Origin of the sequence: Allobosea sp. (assembly GCF_030695125.1) — a bacterium.
GTDB lineage: Bacteria > Pseudomonadota > Alphaproteobacteria > Rhizobiales > Beijerinckiaceae > Allobosea.
The window spans coordinates 60,877-77,781 of sequence record NZ_JAUYTP010000058.1 but is presented as its reverse complement, the minus strand read 5'-3'; the positions used below and the strand labels follow the sequence as shown (position 1 = coordinate 77,781).

At 67.9% G+C, this 16,905-nt stretch carries 14 protein-coding genes; 8 read left to right on the top strand and 6 right to left on the bottom strand.

Translation table 11 applies throughout. The features are described from left to right. Positions 1-113: 113 nt before the first annotated feature. The 4 genes from Q8S38_RS18545 to Q8S38_RS18530 are packed head-to-tail and all read left to right on the top strand — an operon-like array spanning position 114 to position 3,885. Positions 114-1,259: an MlaE family ABC transporter permease gene (locus tag Q8S38_RS18545; protein WP_305681826.1), complete on the top strand. Its 1,146-nt coding sequence runs from the start codon at positions 114-116 to the stop codon at positions 1,257-1,259. Positions 1,260-1,275: 16 nt separating this feature from the next. Then, on the top strand, positions 1,276-2,136 hold the full coding sequence (locus Q8S38_RS18540) for an ABC transporter ATP-binding protein (RefSeq protein ID WP_305681825.1): 861 nt from the start codon (positions 1,276-1,278) through the stop codon (positions 2,134-2,136). Positions 2,137-2,139: 3 nt separating this feature from the next. Next, the gene (locus Q8S38_RS18535) at positions 2,140-3,282 is read left to right on the top strand and encodes an MlaD family protein (protein WP_305681824.1); all 1,143 of its coding nucleotides are present in this window, start codon (positions 2,140-2,142) and stop codon (positions 3,280-3,282) included. A gap of 3 nt (positions 3,283-3,285) precedes the next feature. Then, positions 3,286-3,885, top strand: a complete 600-nt coding sequence (locus Q8S38_RS18530) for an ABC-type transport auxiliary lipoprotein family protein (RefSeq protein ID WP_305681823.1) — start codon at positions 3,286-3,288, stop codon at positions 3,883-3,885. A 123-nt stretch (positions 3,886-4,008) separates the two neighbouring features. Here Q8S38_RS18530 and Q8S38_RS18525 read toward each other — a convergent pair whose 3' ends face one another. Further along, on the bottom strand, positions 4,009-9,735 hold the full coding sequence (locus Q8S38_RS18525) for an apolipoprotein A-IV repeat region-like domain-containing protein (RefSeq protein ID WP_305681822.1): 5,727 nt from the start codon (positions 9,733-9,735) through the stop codon (positions 4,009-4,011). A gap of 266 nt (positions 9,736-10,001) precedes the next feature. On the opposite strand from Q8S38_RS18525, the gene Q8S38_RS18520 reads away from it, so the two are divergent. Together Q8S38_RS18520 and Q8S38_RS18515 are read left to right on the top strand one after the other, a co-directional pair. Next, positions 10,002-10,340 (top strand): Hpt domain-containing protein, encoded by a 339-nt coding sequence (locus Q8S38_RS18520; protein ID WP_305681821.1) that lies wholly within the window; start codon positions 10,002-10,004, stop codon positions 10,338-10,340. A gap of 115 nt (positions 10,341-10,455) precedes the next feature. Then, positions 10,456-10,776 (top strand): 2Fe-2S iron-sulfur cluster-binding protein, encoded by a 321-nt coding sequence (locus tag Q8S38_RS18515; protein WP_305681820.1) that lies wholly within the window; start codon positions 10,456-10,458, stop codon positions 10,774-10,776. A 21-nt stretch (positions 10,777-10,797) separates the two neighbouring features. Here the strand turns inward: Q8S38_RS18515 and Q8S38_RS18510 are convergent, their stop codons facing one another. Next, complete coding sequence (locus Q8S38_RS18510) at positions 10,798-12,036, bottom strand: MFS transporter (RefSeq protein ID WP_305681819.1); 1,239 nt, start codon at positions 12,034-12,036, stop codon at positions 10,798-10,800. A 219-nt stretch (positions 12,037-12,255) separates the two neighbouring features. On the opposite strand from Q8S38_RS18510, the gene Q8S38_RS18505 reads away from it, so the two are divergent. Next, positions 12,256-12,678, top strand: coding sequence for a universal stress protein (locus Q8S38_RS18505; protein ID WP_305681818.1), 423 nt, complete (start codon positions 12,256-12,258; stop codon positions 12,676-12,678). Positions 12,679-12,684: 6 nt separating this feature from the next. Here the strand turns inward: Q8S38_RS18505 and Q8S38_RS18500 are convergent, their stop codons facing one another. The 3 genes from Q8S38_RS18500 to Q8S38_RS18490 form a co-directional block, all read right to left on the bottom strand. Then, positions 12,685-13,290: a hypothetical protein gene (locus tag Q8S38_RS18500; RefSeq protein ID WP_305681817.1), complete on the bottom strand. Its 606-nt coding sequence runs from the start codon at positions 13,288-13,290 to the stop codon at positions 12,685-12,687. A 32-nt stretch (positions 13,291-13,322) separates the two neighbouring features. After that, a complete protein-coding gene (locus Q8S38_RS18495) occupies positions 13,323-14,498 on the bottom strand; it encodes a vWA domain-containing protein (protein ID WP_305681816.1) in 1,176 nt (391 codons plus the stop codon). A gap of 98 nt (positions 14,499-14,596) precedes the next feature. Next, positions 14,597-14,869, bottom strand: coding sequence for an HU family DNA-binding protein (locus Q8S38_RS18490; RefSeq protein WP_305681815.1), 273 nt, complete (start codon positions 14,867-14,869; stop codon positions 14,597-14,599). 290 nt (positions 14,870-15,159) lie between these two features. Here Q8S38_RS18490 and Q8S38_RS18485 point away from each other — a divergent pair, with 290 nt between their 5' ends. After that, a complete protein-coding gene (locus Q8S38_RS18485) occupies positions 15,160-16,404 on the top strand; it encodes a flavin-dependent oxidoreductase (RefSeq protein ID WP_305681814.1) in 1,245 nt (414 codons plus the stop codon). A gap of 5 nt (positions 16,405-16,409) precedes the next feature. Here the strand turns inward: Q8S38_RS18485 and Q8S38_RS18480 are convergent, their stop codons facing one another. Continuing rightward, complete coding sequence (locus Q8S38_RS18480; RefSeq protein ID WP_305681813.1) at positions 16,410-16,769, bottom strand: PilZ domain-containing protein; 360 nt, start codon at positions 16,767-16,769, stop codon at positions 16,410-16,412. Positions 16,770-16,905: the final 136 nt, after the last annotated feature.

The following is a 16,905-nucleotide window of genomic DNA, read 5'->3' as shown; positions in this document are numbered from 1 at the left end:
GCCAAGCGGTCTGGGGACGGCGATACAAGCTAGAGGGGTAGGCCGGCGCCTTCGACAGGTGTCGCGGATTGATGACGAGTTCGTCGATCGCGGGCGAGGATATCACGTAGAGAATGGCGCTCCCTGCTTCCGCCGAACCCCAGGCTGTCTTCCGCGACGATGCCGGTACGCTTGCCGTCACGCTGGCGGGCTCGTGGAGCGCTGACCGTGCCCCACGCATCGAAAGCCTGGCCGAGGAAATCGGGCAGCGCGTCGCCAAATCGACGAAGGCCCGTCTCGATCTTTCGGCCGTCGATCGGCTCGACACGCTCGGCGCCTATGTCCTCAATCGCCTGAAGCACCAGCGCGAAACCGCCGGGGACGCCGTCGAGATCGTCAGCAACCGGCATGAACACGAACTGCTGCTGGGCGAGGTCGGCGTGCACGATCACCAGCAGTCGGCGCCCGATACCCAGTTCCGGATCGTCGATGTCCTGGTGAATATCGGCGCCGCCATCGTCCAGTTCGGCCGGGACATGGTCGGCGGCGCGATGTTTCTGGGCGAGGTCGTCGTCGGCTCGGCCGCCGTCGTGCTGGGCCCGCGCAAGTTCCGGGGGCCCTCTCTGATCAACCAGATCGAGCTGATCGCCTTCAACGGCGCGCCGATCGTCATGCTGATCTCGTTCCTCGTCGGCTGCATCGTCGCGCAGCAAGGCATTTTCCAGCTCCAGCAGTTCGGCGCGACCGTCTTCGTGGTCAATCTCGTCGGCATTCTCATCCTGCGCGAACTGGCGGTGCTCCTGACCGCGATCATGATCGCCGGTCGCTCCGGCTCCGCCATCACCGCCGAGATCGGGTCGATGCGGATGCGGGAGGAGATCGACGCGCTGCGTGTGATGGGGCTCGATCCGATCGAGGTGCTGATCGTCCCGCGCATTCTCGCATTGATCATCTCGCTGCCGATCCTGACCTTCATCTCGGCGATGTCGGGGCTGACGGGCGCGGCTCTGGTCGCCTGGCTCTATGGCGGCATCGGCATCGATACCTTCCTGGCGCGCCTGCAATCGGTCATCACCTGGAAGCATTTCGCCGTCGGCCTCATAAAAGCGCCGTTCATGGCCTTCGTGATCGGGCTGATCGCCTCGATCGAGGGATTGGCCGTCAAGGGCTCGGCCGAATCGCTTGGTCGCCAGGTCACGGCTTCGGTGGTGAAGGCGATCTTCATGGTCATCGTCGTCGACGCGCTCTTCGCCCTGTTCTTTTCGTCGATCTCCTTTTGAGGACCACCCACCGGCTATGAGCGAGCAGCGCATACAGCAGGCTGACACGGCGCAGGCGCGTCGCCCAGCGCCGCACGCGACGCCCGCAGCGGCCGACGACGACGTCGTCATCCGCGTGCGCGATCTCAAGGTCGCTTTCGGCGAAAAGGTCATCATGGATGGCCTCGACCTCGATGTGATGCGCGGCGAGATCCTCGGCTTCGTCGGCGGCTCGGGGCAGGGCAAGTCGGTGCTGACGCGCACGATCCTGGGCCTGGTCGAGAAGGCGCATGGCACGATCGAGGTCTTCGGCGAAGACGTCGATACGCTCAACATGGTCCAGCGTCGGGCGCTGGAACGCCGCTTTGGCGTCATGTTCCAGCAGGGCGCGCTGTTCTCCGCCCTGTCGGTCAAGCAGAACATCCAGCTGCCGATGCGCGAATATCTCGAGCTGTCGCCGGGGCTTCTCGACGAGATGGCGATGGTCAAGCTCGATCTCGTCGGCCTGCCGGCCGATGCCGCGGATAAATCGCCGTCGGAACTGTCGGGCGGCATGATCAAGCGCGTCGCGCTGGCGCGCGCCCTGGCGCTCGATCCCGACATCGTCTTCCTCGACGAGCCGACATCGGGGCTGGACCCGATCGGCGCCGCCGATTTCGACCAGCTCATCGTCACGCTGAAGCAGACTTTGGGGCTCACCGTGTTCATGGTAACCCACGATCTCGACAGCCTTTATTCCGCTTGCGACCGGATCGGCGCGCTGGCGGACAAACGCGTCATCGCCGTCGGGCCGTTGGCCACGATGCTGGCGTCGGACCATCCATGGCTCAAAGCCTATTTCGGTGGCGAGCGGGCCCGCGCCCGCATGCCGGCGGACCAACGGGAAAACACTGTCTAGATCATGGAATCGCGAGCAAACTACGCGCTGGTCGGACTCTTCACGCTCGCCGTTCTGGCGTCGCTGTTTGGCTTCGTCTACTGGTTCAACAGCGGCGGCGCCGGCAAGACGGCCGATGTCCGGATCATCTTCAGCGGCACCGTGACGGGGCTCGGGCGCGGCTCGAGCGTTCTCTTCAACGGGCTTCGCGTCGGCGAAGTCACCAGCATCGAATTGCAGCCGGACGACCCGCGTCGCATCTATGCCGTGGTCAAGGTCTATCGCTCCACGCCACTGCGGATCGACACCCGCGCCCGCATCGAGTCGCAGGGCCTGGCCGGCGTGGTCGCGGTTCAGCTTCTCGGCGGCGACCCGAATTCTGCCGTCCTGACGCCCCCGCCGGGCGAGGTGCTGCCGACGATCATCGCGGAACGGTCGGAGTTCCAGGACATCCTCGAGACGGTCCGGACCATCGCCAAGCGCGCCGACGAGGTGCTGGGCAGTGTCGAGGGGCTGGTCAAGGATAATGCCGGCTCGATCAGCAACACCGTCAAGAACGTCGAGAAGTTCTCCGCCGCGCTGGGCAACAATTCCGAAGGCATCGACAAGCTGATGCAGAGCTTCGGCACCATCGCCGACACGATCGCGCCGCTCTCGCAGAAGCTCGGCGTGCTCAGCGAGGAGCTGACGCAGATCGTGCGCTCGGTCGACCAGAAGAAGGTCACCGAGATCCTCGCCAATGTCGATCGCTTCACCGCCGCGCTGGGCGGCTCGAGCGACGATGTCGGCAAGGCCGTGAAGGACGTGGCCTCGATCACCGGCAAGCTCAACACCGCCGCCGACCAGGTCGAGGGCGTGCTGAAGAGCGCGCAGGCCTTCCTGAACACGGCGGCGGGCACCGACGGACGCAGCGCCTTCACCGAGGTCAGCGACGCCGCCAAGTCCATCCGTGTGCTGGCCGACAATCTCGACAAGCGCACCGCCGAGATCACCAGCGGCATCAGCCGCTTCACCGGGCCTGGCCTGCGCGACATCGAGGCGCTGGCCAGCGACGGCCGGCGCACGCTGACGGACCTAAACCGCACCTTGCGGAGTTTGGAACGTAACCCGCAGCAGTTCATCTTCGGCGGCAAGCCCCCGCTCCCTCAATATGGTGGATCCCGCTAGACCATGACGATCCCGTCCTCGCTCCCCTTGCCTCGTTCCCTGCGTCCTTTGGGTCTGACCTTTGCTGCCGCCCTGCTGCTGGCCGGCTGCGGCGGCGGCAGCGCGCCGACGACCTTCGATCTCTCGGCCCCCCGCGATTTCGGCCGTGTCGGCGCCTCGCGCGCCACCCTGGTGGTGCAGGAGCCGACGACGGTCCAGGCGCTCGATTCCGATCGTGTCATCGTCCGCGACTCCAGCGGTGCGCTCTCCTTCCTGGGCGGCGCGCAATGGGCCGATCGCGTCCCCAAGCTGGTCCAGGCGCGCCTGGTCCAGACCTTCGAGAACGGCGGCCGCGTCGGTTCGGTCGCTCGCCCGGGCGATCGCATCACCCCCGAGAGCCAGCTGCTCACCGACATCCGCAGCTTCAACATCGACGCCGCCAGCGGCGCGGCCGTGGTCGAGATCACGGCCAAGCTCGTTGGAGACCGCACCGGCGACGTCCGCCGCGCCCGGCTCTTCACCGCCCGTGTGCCCGCCGCAGCGGTCGATGGTCCGGGAGCCGCGCAGGCGCTCGACCGGGCGCTGTCGCAGGTTCTGGTCGATATCGTGCGCTGGGCGCGCTGAGGCGGCCCCGAGGGCAACAGCTGGTCAGTTCGCCAGGCGGCGCGGCTCGCGCTCACATCGAACACCATGAAAAAGGCCGCCTTCGCAGGCGGCCTTTTTTGTTGGGCGTGGCAGGCTCGGCGCTTACTCGAAGCGCCCGCTCGCATGGGCGAGCATCGTGTAGACCTTGCCGGTCTCCGAGGTGAGGTAGGTCTTGGCCACCATCGAGTCGCGGTCGTCCTTGGCGGCTTCGGCCAACAGGCGCTCGAACTCGTCGATATAGCGGTCGACCGTCTCCTTGAACTCGGCGTCGCGGCGATACTTGCGACGGATCTCGTCGAAGGTCTGCTGGCCCTGCAGCGTGTAGAGCCGGCGCGTGAAGACGTTGCGCTCGCCGCGCTTGTAGCGGTCCCACAGCTCGACGGCGGCGTCATGGTCGATCATCCGGGCGATATCGACCGAGAGCGAATCGAGCCGCTCGATCGAATGCGCCGTCGGCTTGGGCGTCTCGGGGGCCTTCTCCTCGCGCGAAGCGCGGTTCAGCAGATCCGAGAGCCAGCCGCTCTTGGCCGCGGGCTGCGCCTCCGGCGCAGGCTGGCGGCGTGCCAACTCCGGCACAGGCGCCGGGGCCGGAGCGGCGGTGGCGACCGGAGCGGGCGCCGGACGCGTCGCAGGGGCCGGCGTCGCCGGCCGCATCTCGAGGCGGGGCTCGGGCAGGGCGGGTGCGGGCGTCGCATCGAGCGAGGGCCGCAGCAGCGGCTCGTCGGCAGGCAGGCGGGCCTGCGTCACCGTGGTATAGGCCGGCTCCTGCCGGGGCAGGGCGTTCGCCGTCGAGCGGCGGCTCTGGCCGGCATCGACCGGCAGGGCGACGTCACTGCGCCGGCCCGAGCGCGTGACGATCTCGGTCAGCTCGTTCAGCGCCTTGATCTGCTCGGCGACGACACGGCGCATGGCCGAGGTCGATTCCTGCGTCTCGCGGGGCAGGTCGAGCACGCCGCGCTTCAGCTCGGCGCGGGTTTCCTCCAGCTCGCGCTGGATCTCGGCTGCGACGCCGCGCATGTCCTGCGCCGCGCCCTGGAAGCGCTCGGTCACCTTGGCGAGCTCGCCGCCGACCTCGCTGGAAACCTGCTCATAGGCCTGGCGCAGGGCGTGGGCGGTGCGCTCGCGTTCCTTGCCGGTGGTGGCGCGGATCATCTCGAACTGCTGCGCGATCGCGGTCGTCGTCGCCTCGGCCGAGTCGCTGAGAACGCCGCCGATCTGGCGTGCGCGGGCTTCGGCGGAGCTCAGCGACTCGTCCATCAGCGCCGCGAAGGAGCGCGTGATCGATTCGACGTCGTCGGTCCGGGTCGCGATCAGGCCGTGCAGATCCTCGAGCGAGTTCTTGCGCTCGGCGAGGGCCTTCCCGACGCGCGCCTCGACCTGTTCCAGGCGGCTGGCGACCGAATGCAGGGCAGCGGTGCTGGCCTGGGTGACGTCGCCCAGCGCATGCCCCTTCTCGTCGAGCTGTCCGACGAGCACGGCGGTCTCGCGCAGCGTCCCCTCGGAGAAGGCCTTCAATTCGCCGATCTGGTCCGCGATCTGCTGCGAGGCCTTGCCGGTCTCCTCCATCACCGTGGAGATGACGCTCTGCAGGTCGCCGACGCGCGCCGACAGCCCACCCTCGACGGCAGCGAGGTTCTTGTTCGCGCCGTTGACGATCTGCTGCATCAGCTTGTTGGCTTCGCCCAGGCGGCTGAGCATGCCGCCGAGTTCGCCGCGGAGCTGCTCGTTGGTGGCCACCAGCGCATCGACCGACTGGCGCGTGCCGTTTTCGAGCGTCTCGCGCAGGCCGCTCGACGAGGTGTCCAGCGCCGTCGTGATCGCCGCGCCGCGTTCGCGCAGGCCATCAATGATCGACGAGCCGCGGCTTTCGATGGCGCGGACCACCGCGTCGCCGATGCTGGCGACTTCGTTGGCGATCGCCTCGCCGCGCTGGCCAAGCGCCTGGACCATGCCGTCGCCCTTGTCGTCGAACAGCAGGCGCAGGGCCTCGGCCCGGTCGCCCAGCGCCGCCGCAATGGCATCGCCCCGCTCGCCGAGGGCGGTCACCATGCCGCCGCCCTTGTCGTCGAACAACACGCGCAGCTCGTCGGCGCGCGCGCCCAGCGAGGCGGCAATCGCGTCCGACTTGTCCTGCAGCGTATCGGCGATCTGCTGACCACGCGTGTCGAGCGTGCCGGAGACGGTGTCGAGCCGGTTGACCACGCGCTCCTCGAAGCGCGCGACGCTGCGGTCGAGCGTGTCGGCGATCTGGAGCGCCCGGCCGCCGAGCGTCGCGTTGATCGTGTCGGCCTTGTCGCTGAGCGTGCGGGTGAGCGATTCGCTCTTGGAGGTGACGACCTCGCCGATTTCGTCCGCCTTGGCGGCCAGGGCGCGGGTGACCTCGCGGCCGCCCTCGGCCAGAACCCGGGCGATGTCGACCGTGCGCTCGACCAGCGCCTCGTTCAGCGCGGTGGCGCGCGAGCCAAGGCTGCCGTCGATCCGCGCGATCAGGCCGTCGAGCGAGGTCGCGATCTCGGCGCTCTTGGCGCCGGAACGCTCCTCGAACAGCTTGATCTGGCTTTCCATCGCATCGGTGGCTTCCCGCGTGCGGTCGGCCAGGATCGTGGCGGCCTCGGCCGCTCGCGTGCCGACGCGGTCGGCCAGCGCCATGCCGTCGTCGCCGATCAACTTCTCGACGCTGGCGATGCCGCTGGTGACGGCCGCGGTGAGCGCCTGGGTGTCGTTGGACAGCCTGTCGGTGAGTTCGCCGCCCTTGTGGACGATCACGTCCTCGAAGGCTGCGAGGCGCGAACCGATCGCAGTTTCGACCACGCGACCCTGGTTGTCGAACAGCTGCGCGAAGGCGCTGAGCTTGTCGCCCATGGTCGTCTCGATCTCGCGGCCCTGCTCGTCGAACAGCCGGGTCAGCGCATCATGTCGGCCCGCCAGCGCTTCGGTCAGCGCCTGCGCACGGCTCTCGACCGAACGCAGCATCGATTCGGCGTTGGCCGAGAGAGCCTCGTTCACGCGCCCGCCCTGCTGTGTCAGCGCCAGCACGATCTCCTTGCCGGTGCCGGCGAGCAGCGTGCGCGCCTCTTCGGCATGGACGGTGAAGGTCTCGCGCAGCCCGTGCGTCGCTTCCGTCACGCGCTCGGCGACGTCGCGGCCATCGACATTGATGGTCTCGTTCAGCGAGCGGGTGGCATCGTTCATGCGGCGCGCGAGTTCCTCGCTCTGTTCGCCGAGCAGGGTGTGAACCTCGCGGCCGGCGCTGACCAGGTCGCGCAGCAGCGTCTCGCGCTGGTCGCCCAGCATCGTGCCGACCTGTTCACCGGTTTCGCCGAGGCGGGCGAGGAACCCGCTCTGCTGCGATTCCAGAGCCGCCTGGGCGGCTTCGGTGGCGTCCTTGAGGCGAGCGGCCAGGGCCGCGCCACGCTCGTCGAGCCGCTGGTCGAGGCTGTCGCCGGTTTCGGCCAGCCGCGCGATCAAGGCGCCGCTGCGCTCCGCCAGCACGCCATGCACCGAGCGGCCGACATCGGCGACGCGGCTGACCAGCGCCTGGCTTTCGGTGCCGAGCAGATCCTTCACTTCGAGCCCGGCCTGAGACAGCTTGACCGTCAGCGCGGCGGCCTGCTCGTCGAGCAGAGCGCCGACGCGGGTGCCGGTTTCCGACAGACTCGACGTCAGGGCGTCGCTCTGGGCACCGATCACGCCATGCAACTGCTCGCCGGCCTCGCCAAGCCGCAGCACGAGTGCCGCGCTCTGGTCGTCGAGCGCCTTGGCGATCTCCGAGCCGGTGCCAGAGACGCGCGAGACCAGGGCCTCGCTCTGCCCCGCCAGCAGGCTGGCGACATTGGCCCCAGTGCCCGAAACGCGCGAAACGAGAGCGTCACTCTGGTCGGCCAGCAACTGGGCCACCTCCGCCCCCGTGCCGGACACACGCGAAACGAGCGTTTCGCTCTGGTCGGACAACAGCCTGGCGACGTCCGAGCCCGTTCCCGCAACCCGCGAAACGAGGCTCTCCGCCTGCTGGTCGAGCATGGCCTGCACCGTCTCGCCCGTCTCCGAAAGGCGCGTCACCAACTGGCCGCCACGTTCGTCGAGAACGCTCTGCAGGCCATCGGTGACGGTTGCGACGCGGGTCGCCAGCACGTCGCCATGACGCCCGACGTTTTCGCCCAGCGCCTGGCCGGCTTCGTCCACGCGCAGGATGATGGCGTCGCTGCGCTCGCGCAGGATGTCGTCGACCGTGCGGGCGGTGTCGTTCAGGCGGGTGACCAGGGCGTCGCTCTGCGACCCGATCAGCGTGTTGACGCTTTCGCCGACCTCCAGCAGGCGCGACGCGATCAGCTCGTTCTGGCGGGCGAGCAGCCCGTTGACGCCACGGCCGACCTCGGCGAGGCGCGTGGTGACGCTGTCGCCTTCCGTGGCGAGCGAGGCGCGCAGGCTCTCGCCGGTTTCCGCCAAGCGCGCCCGCAGGGCCTCGCTCTGGCTGTCGATCAGCGCGACCATGCCGCGGCTGCTGGTCTCGAAGCGCTCGGCGGCCTCGTTGCCGCGGGCGGAGATATCCTGAGCCAGTGTCTCGCCGGTGGCGCGCAGCGTTTCGTTCACCGTCTCGACGCGGGCGGTGAGGGTGTCGACGACCTGCGTCCCGGTTTCGGTGATCGCGCGCGTCACGTCGCGGGCCCCGTTGGCAAGGCCTTCCGTCAGCACGGCGCCGGTGCGCTCGAGCGAAGAGGCGATGTCGCGGGCGCGGCCGTCCAGCAGCGTCGACAGGCTGTCGCTGGCGCCCGAAAGCCGCTCGCTGACCTCGCCCGAGGTGACCTGAAGACGCTCGACCAGTTCGCCGCCGCGACCGCTGATCTCGTCGATCATGCGCTCGCCGGCGCGGCCCAGCGCCAGGGTGATCTGGTCGCCCTTTTCGCCGAGCGAGCCGGTGACGCGGTCGCCGGCCTGGGACACGGCCTCCGCGATCGTCCGGCTGGCGTTGTCGAGATCCTTCGAGAGGCTCTCATGGGCGCCACTGATGGCGAACTTCACACGCTCGGCATTGCCGACGACGGCCTCGCGCTGCGTGACCAACTCGTCGATCAGCGAGCGCAGTCGGATTTCGTTGTCGGCATAGGCGCGCTCAAGCGTGGCGATCTCGCCGCGCACGATCGTCTCCAGTTCACCGGCGCGCGCGACCGCACGCTCGATGCCGTCGCCCATGGCGGCGACTTCGCGACGGATGGTCTGGCTCAGCGACAACACCGAATCGGCGCCCACGACCTCGGGCTCGGCCAGGCGCAGCGCGACCTCGGTCATCGCCCGCGCAACGAGCCGCATCTCCTGCGTGCGCCGGTACAGCGCCGCCAGGACGAAGAAGAAGACGACCGGGGCACCGATCGCCAGCGCCAGCAATGTCCATTCGCCGACGCCGAACGTGGCGAACCGATCGGCCAGGCCGGCATCGATCGCTCCGAAGCGGCTGAACAGCACGAAGGCTGCGCCACCGAGCCAGGTCAGCGAGGCGAGCGCTGCAAACCAGTAGGGGCGGGCGGACGGGCGGACGGAAAAGGCCTGGACCAGCGAGCTTGAATCGCGACGGTCGTCATTGGCGACACGGCTGGTATCGGGCGCGATTCCTGCGCGCGGAGGCGGCGGCGCGACGACCTTCGCCGCCGGCGGCGCGGCGGGCTCGAGGCGAGGCAAGTCGAGCTTGAGGTCGTTCTCGGTCGTGGCGGGCAGCTTTGGCTCGGCTGCGCCATCGCTTCCGCTCTCGGCCTTCGGCTGGTCGAGCCGGAGAGCCTCCTCGATCGCCGACATGGCGGCCTCGGTCGGGTCCTGGAGCTTCTTTTGCCGATTCATGGTGTGCCGCCTCGCCACGCTACTACGATGGGAGCCAAACCGCGTTCGCTGCGCTCGCGCGGGACCGCCTCTGGTCCCGGCAAGGCGAAAACACTGCGCCCATCATTTACCAATTGGAAGGGTAGTGGACGCTCTAAGCCTTGGGAACCCGTTTAAGGCGGCGATTCACAAACGTCGTTAACGCCTCATTCACCATGTTGGCGCTTCGTAGAGGCTGTCGCCGTCGCGTGCGTTTCCCTGGACAACCCGTGTTTCTCGAGCCCGTGATGCCCCAAACCGCCATCGATCTCGACCATCTCACCCGTCAGACCGGCGGCGACCATGAACTCGAGCGCGAGCTTCTCGCCCTCTTCGCCCAGCAATGCGTGCGGCATTTGCGCACCATCCACCAGGCCGCCGACGCGCGCGCCCGCATGGATGCGGCCCACACGCTGCAGGGCGCGGCGCGCGCCATCGGCGCCTGGCAGGTGGCCGACGCCGCCGCAGCCATCGAGCGCCAGCTCGCCGACGCCGATCCGCGCCGCACGGAAGCGGCCATGGACACGCTGGCGCTCGCAGCCGCCGAAGCGCGCGCCGCCATCACCCGCTACGACAGCGCCGCCTGATCGGCAGCGCCGTTCCGCTCTGATCTGCCGCAGGTCTTCGCGGCGGAAAGGGCTTTCCCAGCCGCTTGGAAATGCTCTAAGGCGTGGCCCAACCACAGGATTGCTGGAGCAGACGATGCCGCAGGTCACCTTCATCGACGCGCACGGAGAAAGCCGGACCGTCGAGGGCGAAGCCGGTGCCACGGTGATGGAAGTCGCCATCCGCAATGGCGTGCCGGGCATCGAGGCGGAATGCGGCGGCGCCTGCGCCTGCGCCACCTGCCATGTCTATGTCGACGAGGCTTGGACGTCGAAGACCGGTGCGCCCGAGTCGATGGAGGAGGACATGCTCGACTTCGCCTTCGAGGTGAAGCCGACATCGCGCCTGTCCTGCCAGATCAAGCTGCGCGACGAGCTCGACGGGCTCGTTGTCCGCACCCCGGCGCGGCAGGGCTGAGCGGCGACACCGGGCGGCGCGCTATTCGGCGGCCGCCGGAAGGCCCGGGGCGATGACCGTTTCGGCGCCCGGTGCCGGGTGGCGTGGCACCAGAAACGCCAGACCCAGCGACACGGTCGCCACCGCCGAGCCGATATAGAAGACAACCGCCGGATCGCGCAGCCAGATCAGGCCGAAGGTGACCGGCAGGGCCACCGCCGCGATGTGATTGATCGTGAAGGCCACCGCCGAGGTGGGCGCGATATCCGCCGGGTCGGCGATCTTCTGGAAATAGGTCCGCTGCGCCAGGGTCAGCGTGAAGAAGACGCCATCGACGATGAACAGCGCCCCGGCGACATAGACGCCCCAGCTCGCGAAATGGCCGTGGCTGGCCAGCGCATAGCCGACGAAGACCGCAATCAGCGAGACGTTCTCGATCTGGATCGTCGCCCGTTCGCCGATTTTGCCGACGAGGTTGCCGAGCAGCGGCCCCATGAAGGTGTTGATGCCATAGGTCGCCAGCAGCAGCATCGCGGTGGCCGAGACGTCGTAGCCGAAGCGCTCGACCAGCAGGAACCCGCCGAAGGCCATGAAGATCTGCCGGCGCGCGCCGGACATGAAGGTCAGTGCGTAATAGAGCCAGTAGCGCTGGCGCAGCACGAAGCCCTTGTTCTGGGGCACGCTGCCCTGGAAGCGGGGAAAGGCCAGGAAGGCCAGCACGGACAGGACGACGACGAGGCTGCCCGCCACCAGGAAGACGATCGTATACCCCGGCTGGAAGACCTTCCAGACCAGCGCGATGGTGCCGAAGGCGATCAGCTGCGCCGTTGCCGAGGCCCCCGCGATCCGTCCCAGCAGGCGCGGCGCCTGGGCCTTCGGCAGAAGCTGGAGCTGCAGCGATTGCTGCGCCGTCTCGTAATAGTGGAAGCCGAGCGACATGATGGTCGTCGTCAGCAGAAGACCGCCCAGCGTCGGATGGAAGCCGGTCAGCGCGATGCCGATGCCCAGTGTCAGCAGGCTGACATAGGCCAGGACCTGTTCGCGCATGAACCAGAACAGGATGATGGCGGTGAAGGCGAGAAAGCCCGGAATTTCGCGGACCGACTGCAGGATGCCGATATCGGCGCCTGAGAAGCCCGCCGCTTCCTTTGCGAAGTTGTTGAGCAGCGCGCCCCAGCTCGCAAAGCCCAGCCAGTTGATGAAGGCCAGCGTCATCAGGAACACCGCTGGCGAATGCAGCAGTGCAGCGTAGCCGCGCGGTGCGGAGGCGGTCTCGGTCATCGCAGGCCCCGGCGAAACGGCGCGGCGAGCGGCTGCGCCGCATGTGTTTAGAAGACCGGCTTCGGGCTGAATAGCAGCCCCCGGCGCAGCACCGCCCGGCGCATGGCGCGCAGGCGGCGTGCAGAGCTCCCCCCTTGCGAACGCTGTCTTTTGCGCTGGATCATCGCAGTCTGCACGGCAGCGCCTAAGGTGCGGGTGCAACGCAGCGAGGAGATGATGATGTACAAGTCGATTCTGGTTCCCGTCGACATCGCCGAACCGGAGATGTCGGACGCCGCCATCGCCGCCGCCGTGTCCTTCGCGAAGGCCTCGGGCGGGGCCGTCCGGCTGGTTTATGTCCGCTCCCTCGTGCCGGTGACCTATATGGAGTTCGTGCCGGCCGATTTCGACGCCGAGCAGCAGGAGGATGCACAGGCCAAGCTCGCCGCCATCGCCGCCAAGATCGATCTCCCCGAAGCTCAGGTCTCCGCCAAGGTGCTGATCGGCTCGGTGCATGGCGAGGTTCTGGCGGAGGCCGATGCCAGCGGCGCCGATCTCGTCGTCATCGGCTCGCATGAGCCCGGCATGCTCGCCTTCGTCATCGGCTCGAACGCCTCGGCGATCGTGCGGCGTGCCAAATGCTCGGTTCTCGTCGTCCGTTGAGCCGCGTTATGCGGCCGGGCGGCCGGGCACCAGCTCGTCGGGGATCTCGCCTGTTGCGAGGTCCCGCGGCTTGTTGAGCAGCACCATGGGCATGACCTGCCAATAGGACGCCGCCGTCAGCAGCGCGCCGAGCAGGGCGATGGCATGGGCGCCCTGCAGCAGCGCCCGACCGGTGATGAAGACCAGCATCAGCAGCGACAGGACACTGACGCCGGCCAGCACGACCCAGAAGGCGAAGGGCTTGCCGGCGACGAAGCGCGCGCGGGGATTGGCGCGCGCGATGGTTGCGGCCAGCGCGCAGACGAAGGCGCGGTAGCCGGCATCGTCTCGGTCCATGTCGGTCAGCGAGCGCCAGGACAGATTGCCGAAGGTGATGGTCTTGCCGTCGCTCAGCCGCAGCTGCGTCTTGAAGCCCTTCGAACTCAGATTGCTCGGCGCATAGAGAAAGCGGACCTGCTCGACCGCCGCCAGCCTGACGCGGTCCACTTTGCGCGTCGAGTCGATCTCCAGCATCTCGCCATCGAGCTTGTAGGCGATCTCGAAGCCGACCGGCTTGGGGCGCTGGCGCCAGGTCGGGGGCAGGGTGTCGTCGTGGGAGCTGTGTGGCTGCATGCCGGGAGCCATAGCGGCTTGCGGGGCAGTTGTCAGCGCGCCAGCGCCTTCATCGCCCCGTCGAGCCCGTCCAGCGTCAGCGGGAACATCCGCCCGCCCATCAGCGTGCCGATCTGCCGGATCGACTGGGTGTAGCTCCAGAGATGCTGCTGCACCGGGTTGAGCCAGACCGACTTCGGGAAGCGCCCCGTCAGCCGCTCCATCCAGACCGCTCCGGCCTCCTCGTTCCAGTGCTCGACCGAGCCGCCGGGCATCGCGATCTCGTAGGGGCTCATCGAGGCGTCGCCGACGAAGACGCAGCGATAATCGGCCGGATAGGTGCGCAGCAGCTCGAGCGTGGGAATTGTCTGGTCGTGCCGGCGCCGGTTCTCGCGCCAGACCCGCTCATAGGGGCAGTTGTGGAAGTAGAAATGCTCGAAATGCTTGAACTCGGCCCGGGCCGCCGAGAACAGCTCCTCGGCCAGTTCGACATGCCAGTCCATCGAGCCGCCGACATCGAGAAACAGCAAAACCTTGACGGCGTTGCGCCGCTCGGGCCGCAGCTTGACGTCGAGATAGCCATGCCGGGCCGTCTCGCTGATCGTCGAGTCGAGATCGAGCTCCTCGGCCGCTCCGGTGCGGGCGAACTTGCGCAGGCGGCGCAGTGCGATGCGCAGGTTGCGCACGCCGAGTTCCCGCGTGTCGTCGAAATCCTTGAAGTCGCGCTTGTCCCAGACCTTCACCGCCTTGAAGTTGCGGTTGCCGTCCTGCCCGATGCGGACGCCTTCGGGATTGTAGCCATAAGCACCATAGGGCGAGGTGCCGGCGGTGCCGATCCATTTCGAGCCGCCCTGATGGCGGCCCTTCTGTTCGGCGAAGCGCTGCTTCAGCGTCTCGAACAGCTTGTCCCAGCCGAGCGCCTCGATCTGTGCCTTCTCGGCGTCGGTGAGGTATTTCTCGGCCAGCTTGCGCAGCCATTCGTCGGGAATGCCGGTTGGCTCGACGGCCTGGCCCAGTGTCTCCAGGCCCTTGAAGACCTGGGAGAAGACCTGGTCGAAGCGGTCGAGATGGCGCTCGTCCTTCACCAGGCAGCAGCGCGCGAGATAGTAGAACTCGTCGACCCGGTACTCGGCCAGGTCGGACTCGACGCCTTCGAGCAGCGCCAGATATTCGCGCAGCGTGACGGGCACCTTGGCGGCGCGCAGATCGGTGAACAGGCGCAGGAACATGCCGCTACTGTGGCGCTGAGCGAGCCGCGGTCAAGAGCGGCGACCCTGCAGTCGAACCGGCCGGCGAAAGCGGCCGGATCGACTGCGGGGCCTGAGGATCACGCCACGGCGTCGGCGAGATCCTTGGTCACCTTGAACTTGACGACGGTCTTGGCGGGAACCTTGATCGTGGCGCCGGTCGAGGGGTTGCGGGCCTCGCGGGCCTCGCGCTTGGCGGCCGAGAGCTTGCCGACGCCGCCCAGCGTGATGTCGTCGCCCGACTTCAGCGTCTTGGCGACGACGGCGCCGAGCGAGGTCAGGACGGCGGCGACGTCGGTCTTCGACTTGCCGGTTTCTTCGGCGATCGCCGCAATCAGTTCATTCTTGGTCATCAGATCCTCCGAGGGAGTAGTGTTGTCAGGCGTCACACGCTGTGGGCCGGCGAGCGGTGCGTCGCGGGTTTCACGATGCACAGCTGCCGCAGATCGCATGACCGCGACTGCGGCAGTTGCCACGACCATCGTGGAAAGGCGATGGCCGCAACGGAAGATACGCACAGAAATCGCGTTCGTTCCGCGAAACCGGGCCTTCCTGCAACCCCCGGGCGTCGCTCCGCGTCGCGATTGACAAAGCAAAGGCGATTATTTCAAGCTTGAAATAATCGGATGCGCGGGGGATCGGCATGAAAGTCATTATCGTCGGAGGCGGGATCGGCGGTTTGACGCTCGCGCTCCTGCTTCATGCGCGCGGGATCGCGGCGACCGTCTACGAGCAGTCCGGCGAAATCCGCGAGGTCGGTGTCGGCATCAACACGCTGCCCCATGCCATCCACGAGCTGGCGGAACTGGGCCTGCTGCCCGCGCTGGACGCGGTCGCCATCCGGACGCGCGAACTGGTCTACATGAACCGCTTCGGCCAGACTGTCTGGCGCGAGCCGCGCGGCCTCCATGCCGGTCTGGCAACGCCGCAGTTCTCGATCCATCGCGGGCGGCTGCAGGGTGTGATCCGCGATGCCGTCGTCGCGCGGCTGGGCGAGGGTGCGATCCGGACCGGCCGCAGGCTGCAGGGCTTCATCCAGGACGAGGGCGGCGTCACCGGCCATTTCACCGATTCCCGCAAGGGCGAGACCGGCGAGACCGACCGCGCCGACATTCTCGTCGCCGCCGACGGCATCCATTCCGCAGTGCGCGCCCATTTCTTCCCCGACCAGGGCCCGCCGCGCTGGAACGGCGTGCAGATGTGGCGCGGGGCCTGCGACTGGCCGGTCTTCCTCGACGGTGAGAGCATGATCGTCGCCGGCGGCATGGCTGGCAAGCTCGTGCTCTACCCGATCGCCAAGGGCGCGACGCCGCAGACGCGGCTGACCAACTGGGTGGTCAACATTCGCACCGGCGACCCCGCGAGGCCGCCGCCGAAGGAGGCGTGGTCGAAGCCGGGACGGCTTGAGGACGTGCTGCCCTTCGCCCGCCGCTTCAGCGTGCCCGGTGTCGATATCCTCGGGCTGATCCAGGCCAGCCCCGGCTTCTGGGACTACCCGATGTGCGACCGCGACCCGCTGCCGCGCTGGACCCATGGCCGCGTCACGCTGCTCGGCGATGCCGCCCATCCGATGTACCCGGTCGGCTCGAATGGCGCCTCCCAGGCGATCCTCGACGCGCGCTGCCTGGCCGATGGGCTGGTCCGGTCAGAGCATCCGCGCCATGCACTCGCCGCCTATGAGGCGCAGCGCCTGCCGGCGACGGCGGACATCGTGGCGCTCAACCGCAAGGGCGGCCCCGAGCGCGTCATCGACGCGGTCGAGCAACTCGCGCCCAATGGCTTCGACGATGTCGAGCGCGTCCTGAGCTATGCCAAGCGCGAGGCGATCGTGAAGTCTTATGCCGGAAAGGCCGGGTTCTCCCAGGAGCAGCTCGCCCGGCGGGCCTGACCGGCTCAGCCGGCTTCGGTCAGCTGCCGGATGCGGCTCTTCAGCCGGGCATTGTCCTGTTCGCAGTGCTTGAGGCGCCGCGCCATGTCGAGCGGCACGATCTCGCCGCTGGAAGGCGCCTCGAAGGCGACGCCGACGCGCTCGCCGTCACGCCAGCGGATCCGCGCGACATAGGAACGCTGATGGCGCGCGATGTCGAGATCGAAGGCGCTCGGCAGCGCCACGGAATCGGAGATCATCAGCAACGCTCCATCGTCAGAGACATTGCGAACGACGCAATCGAGCGTGCAGTTCTTTTGATTGAAGCTGACGCGACCTCCCAGCAGAGATCGCAGGCGTTGTTTCTGCCGTCGTTCGACAATCATAGTATTGATTTCCCTAACGTCATGCTGATTACTGTGATAAACAGTAACAGCGATCAGGGAATGGAGCCGGCTTAACCTTCTGTTAACCTTAACGCGTCAGGGCGCGAGGGTTTCGCTCCCTGGCCTGCCGGGGGCG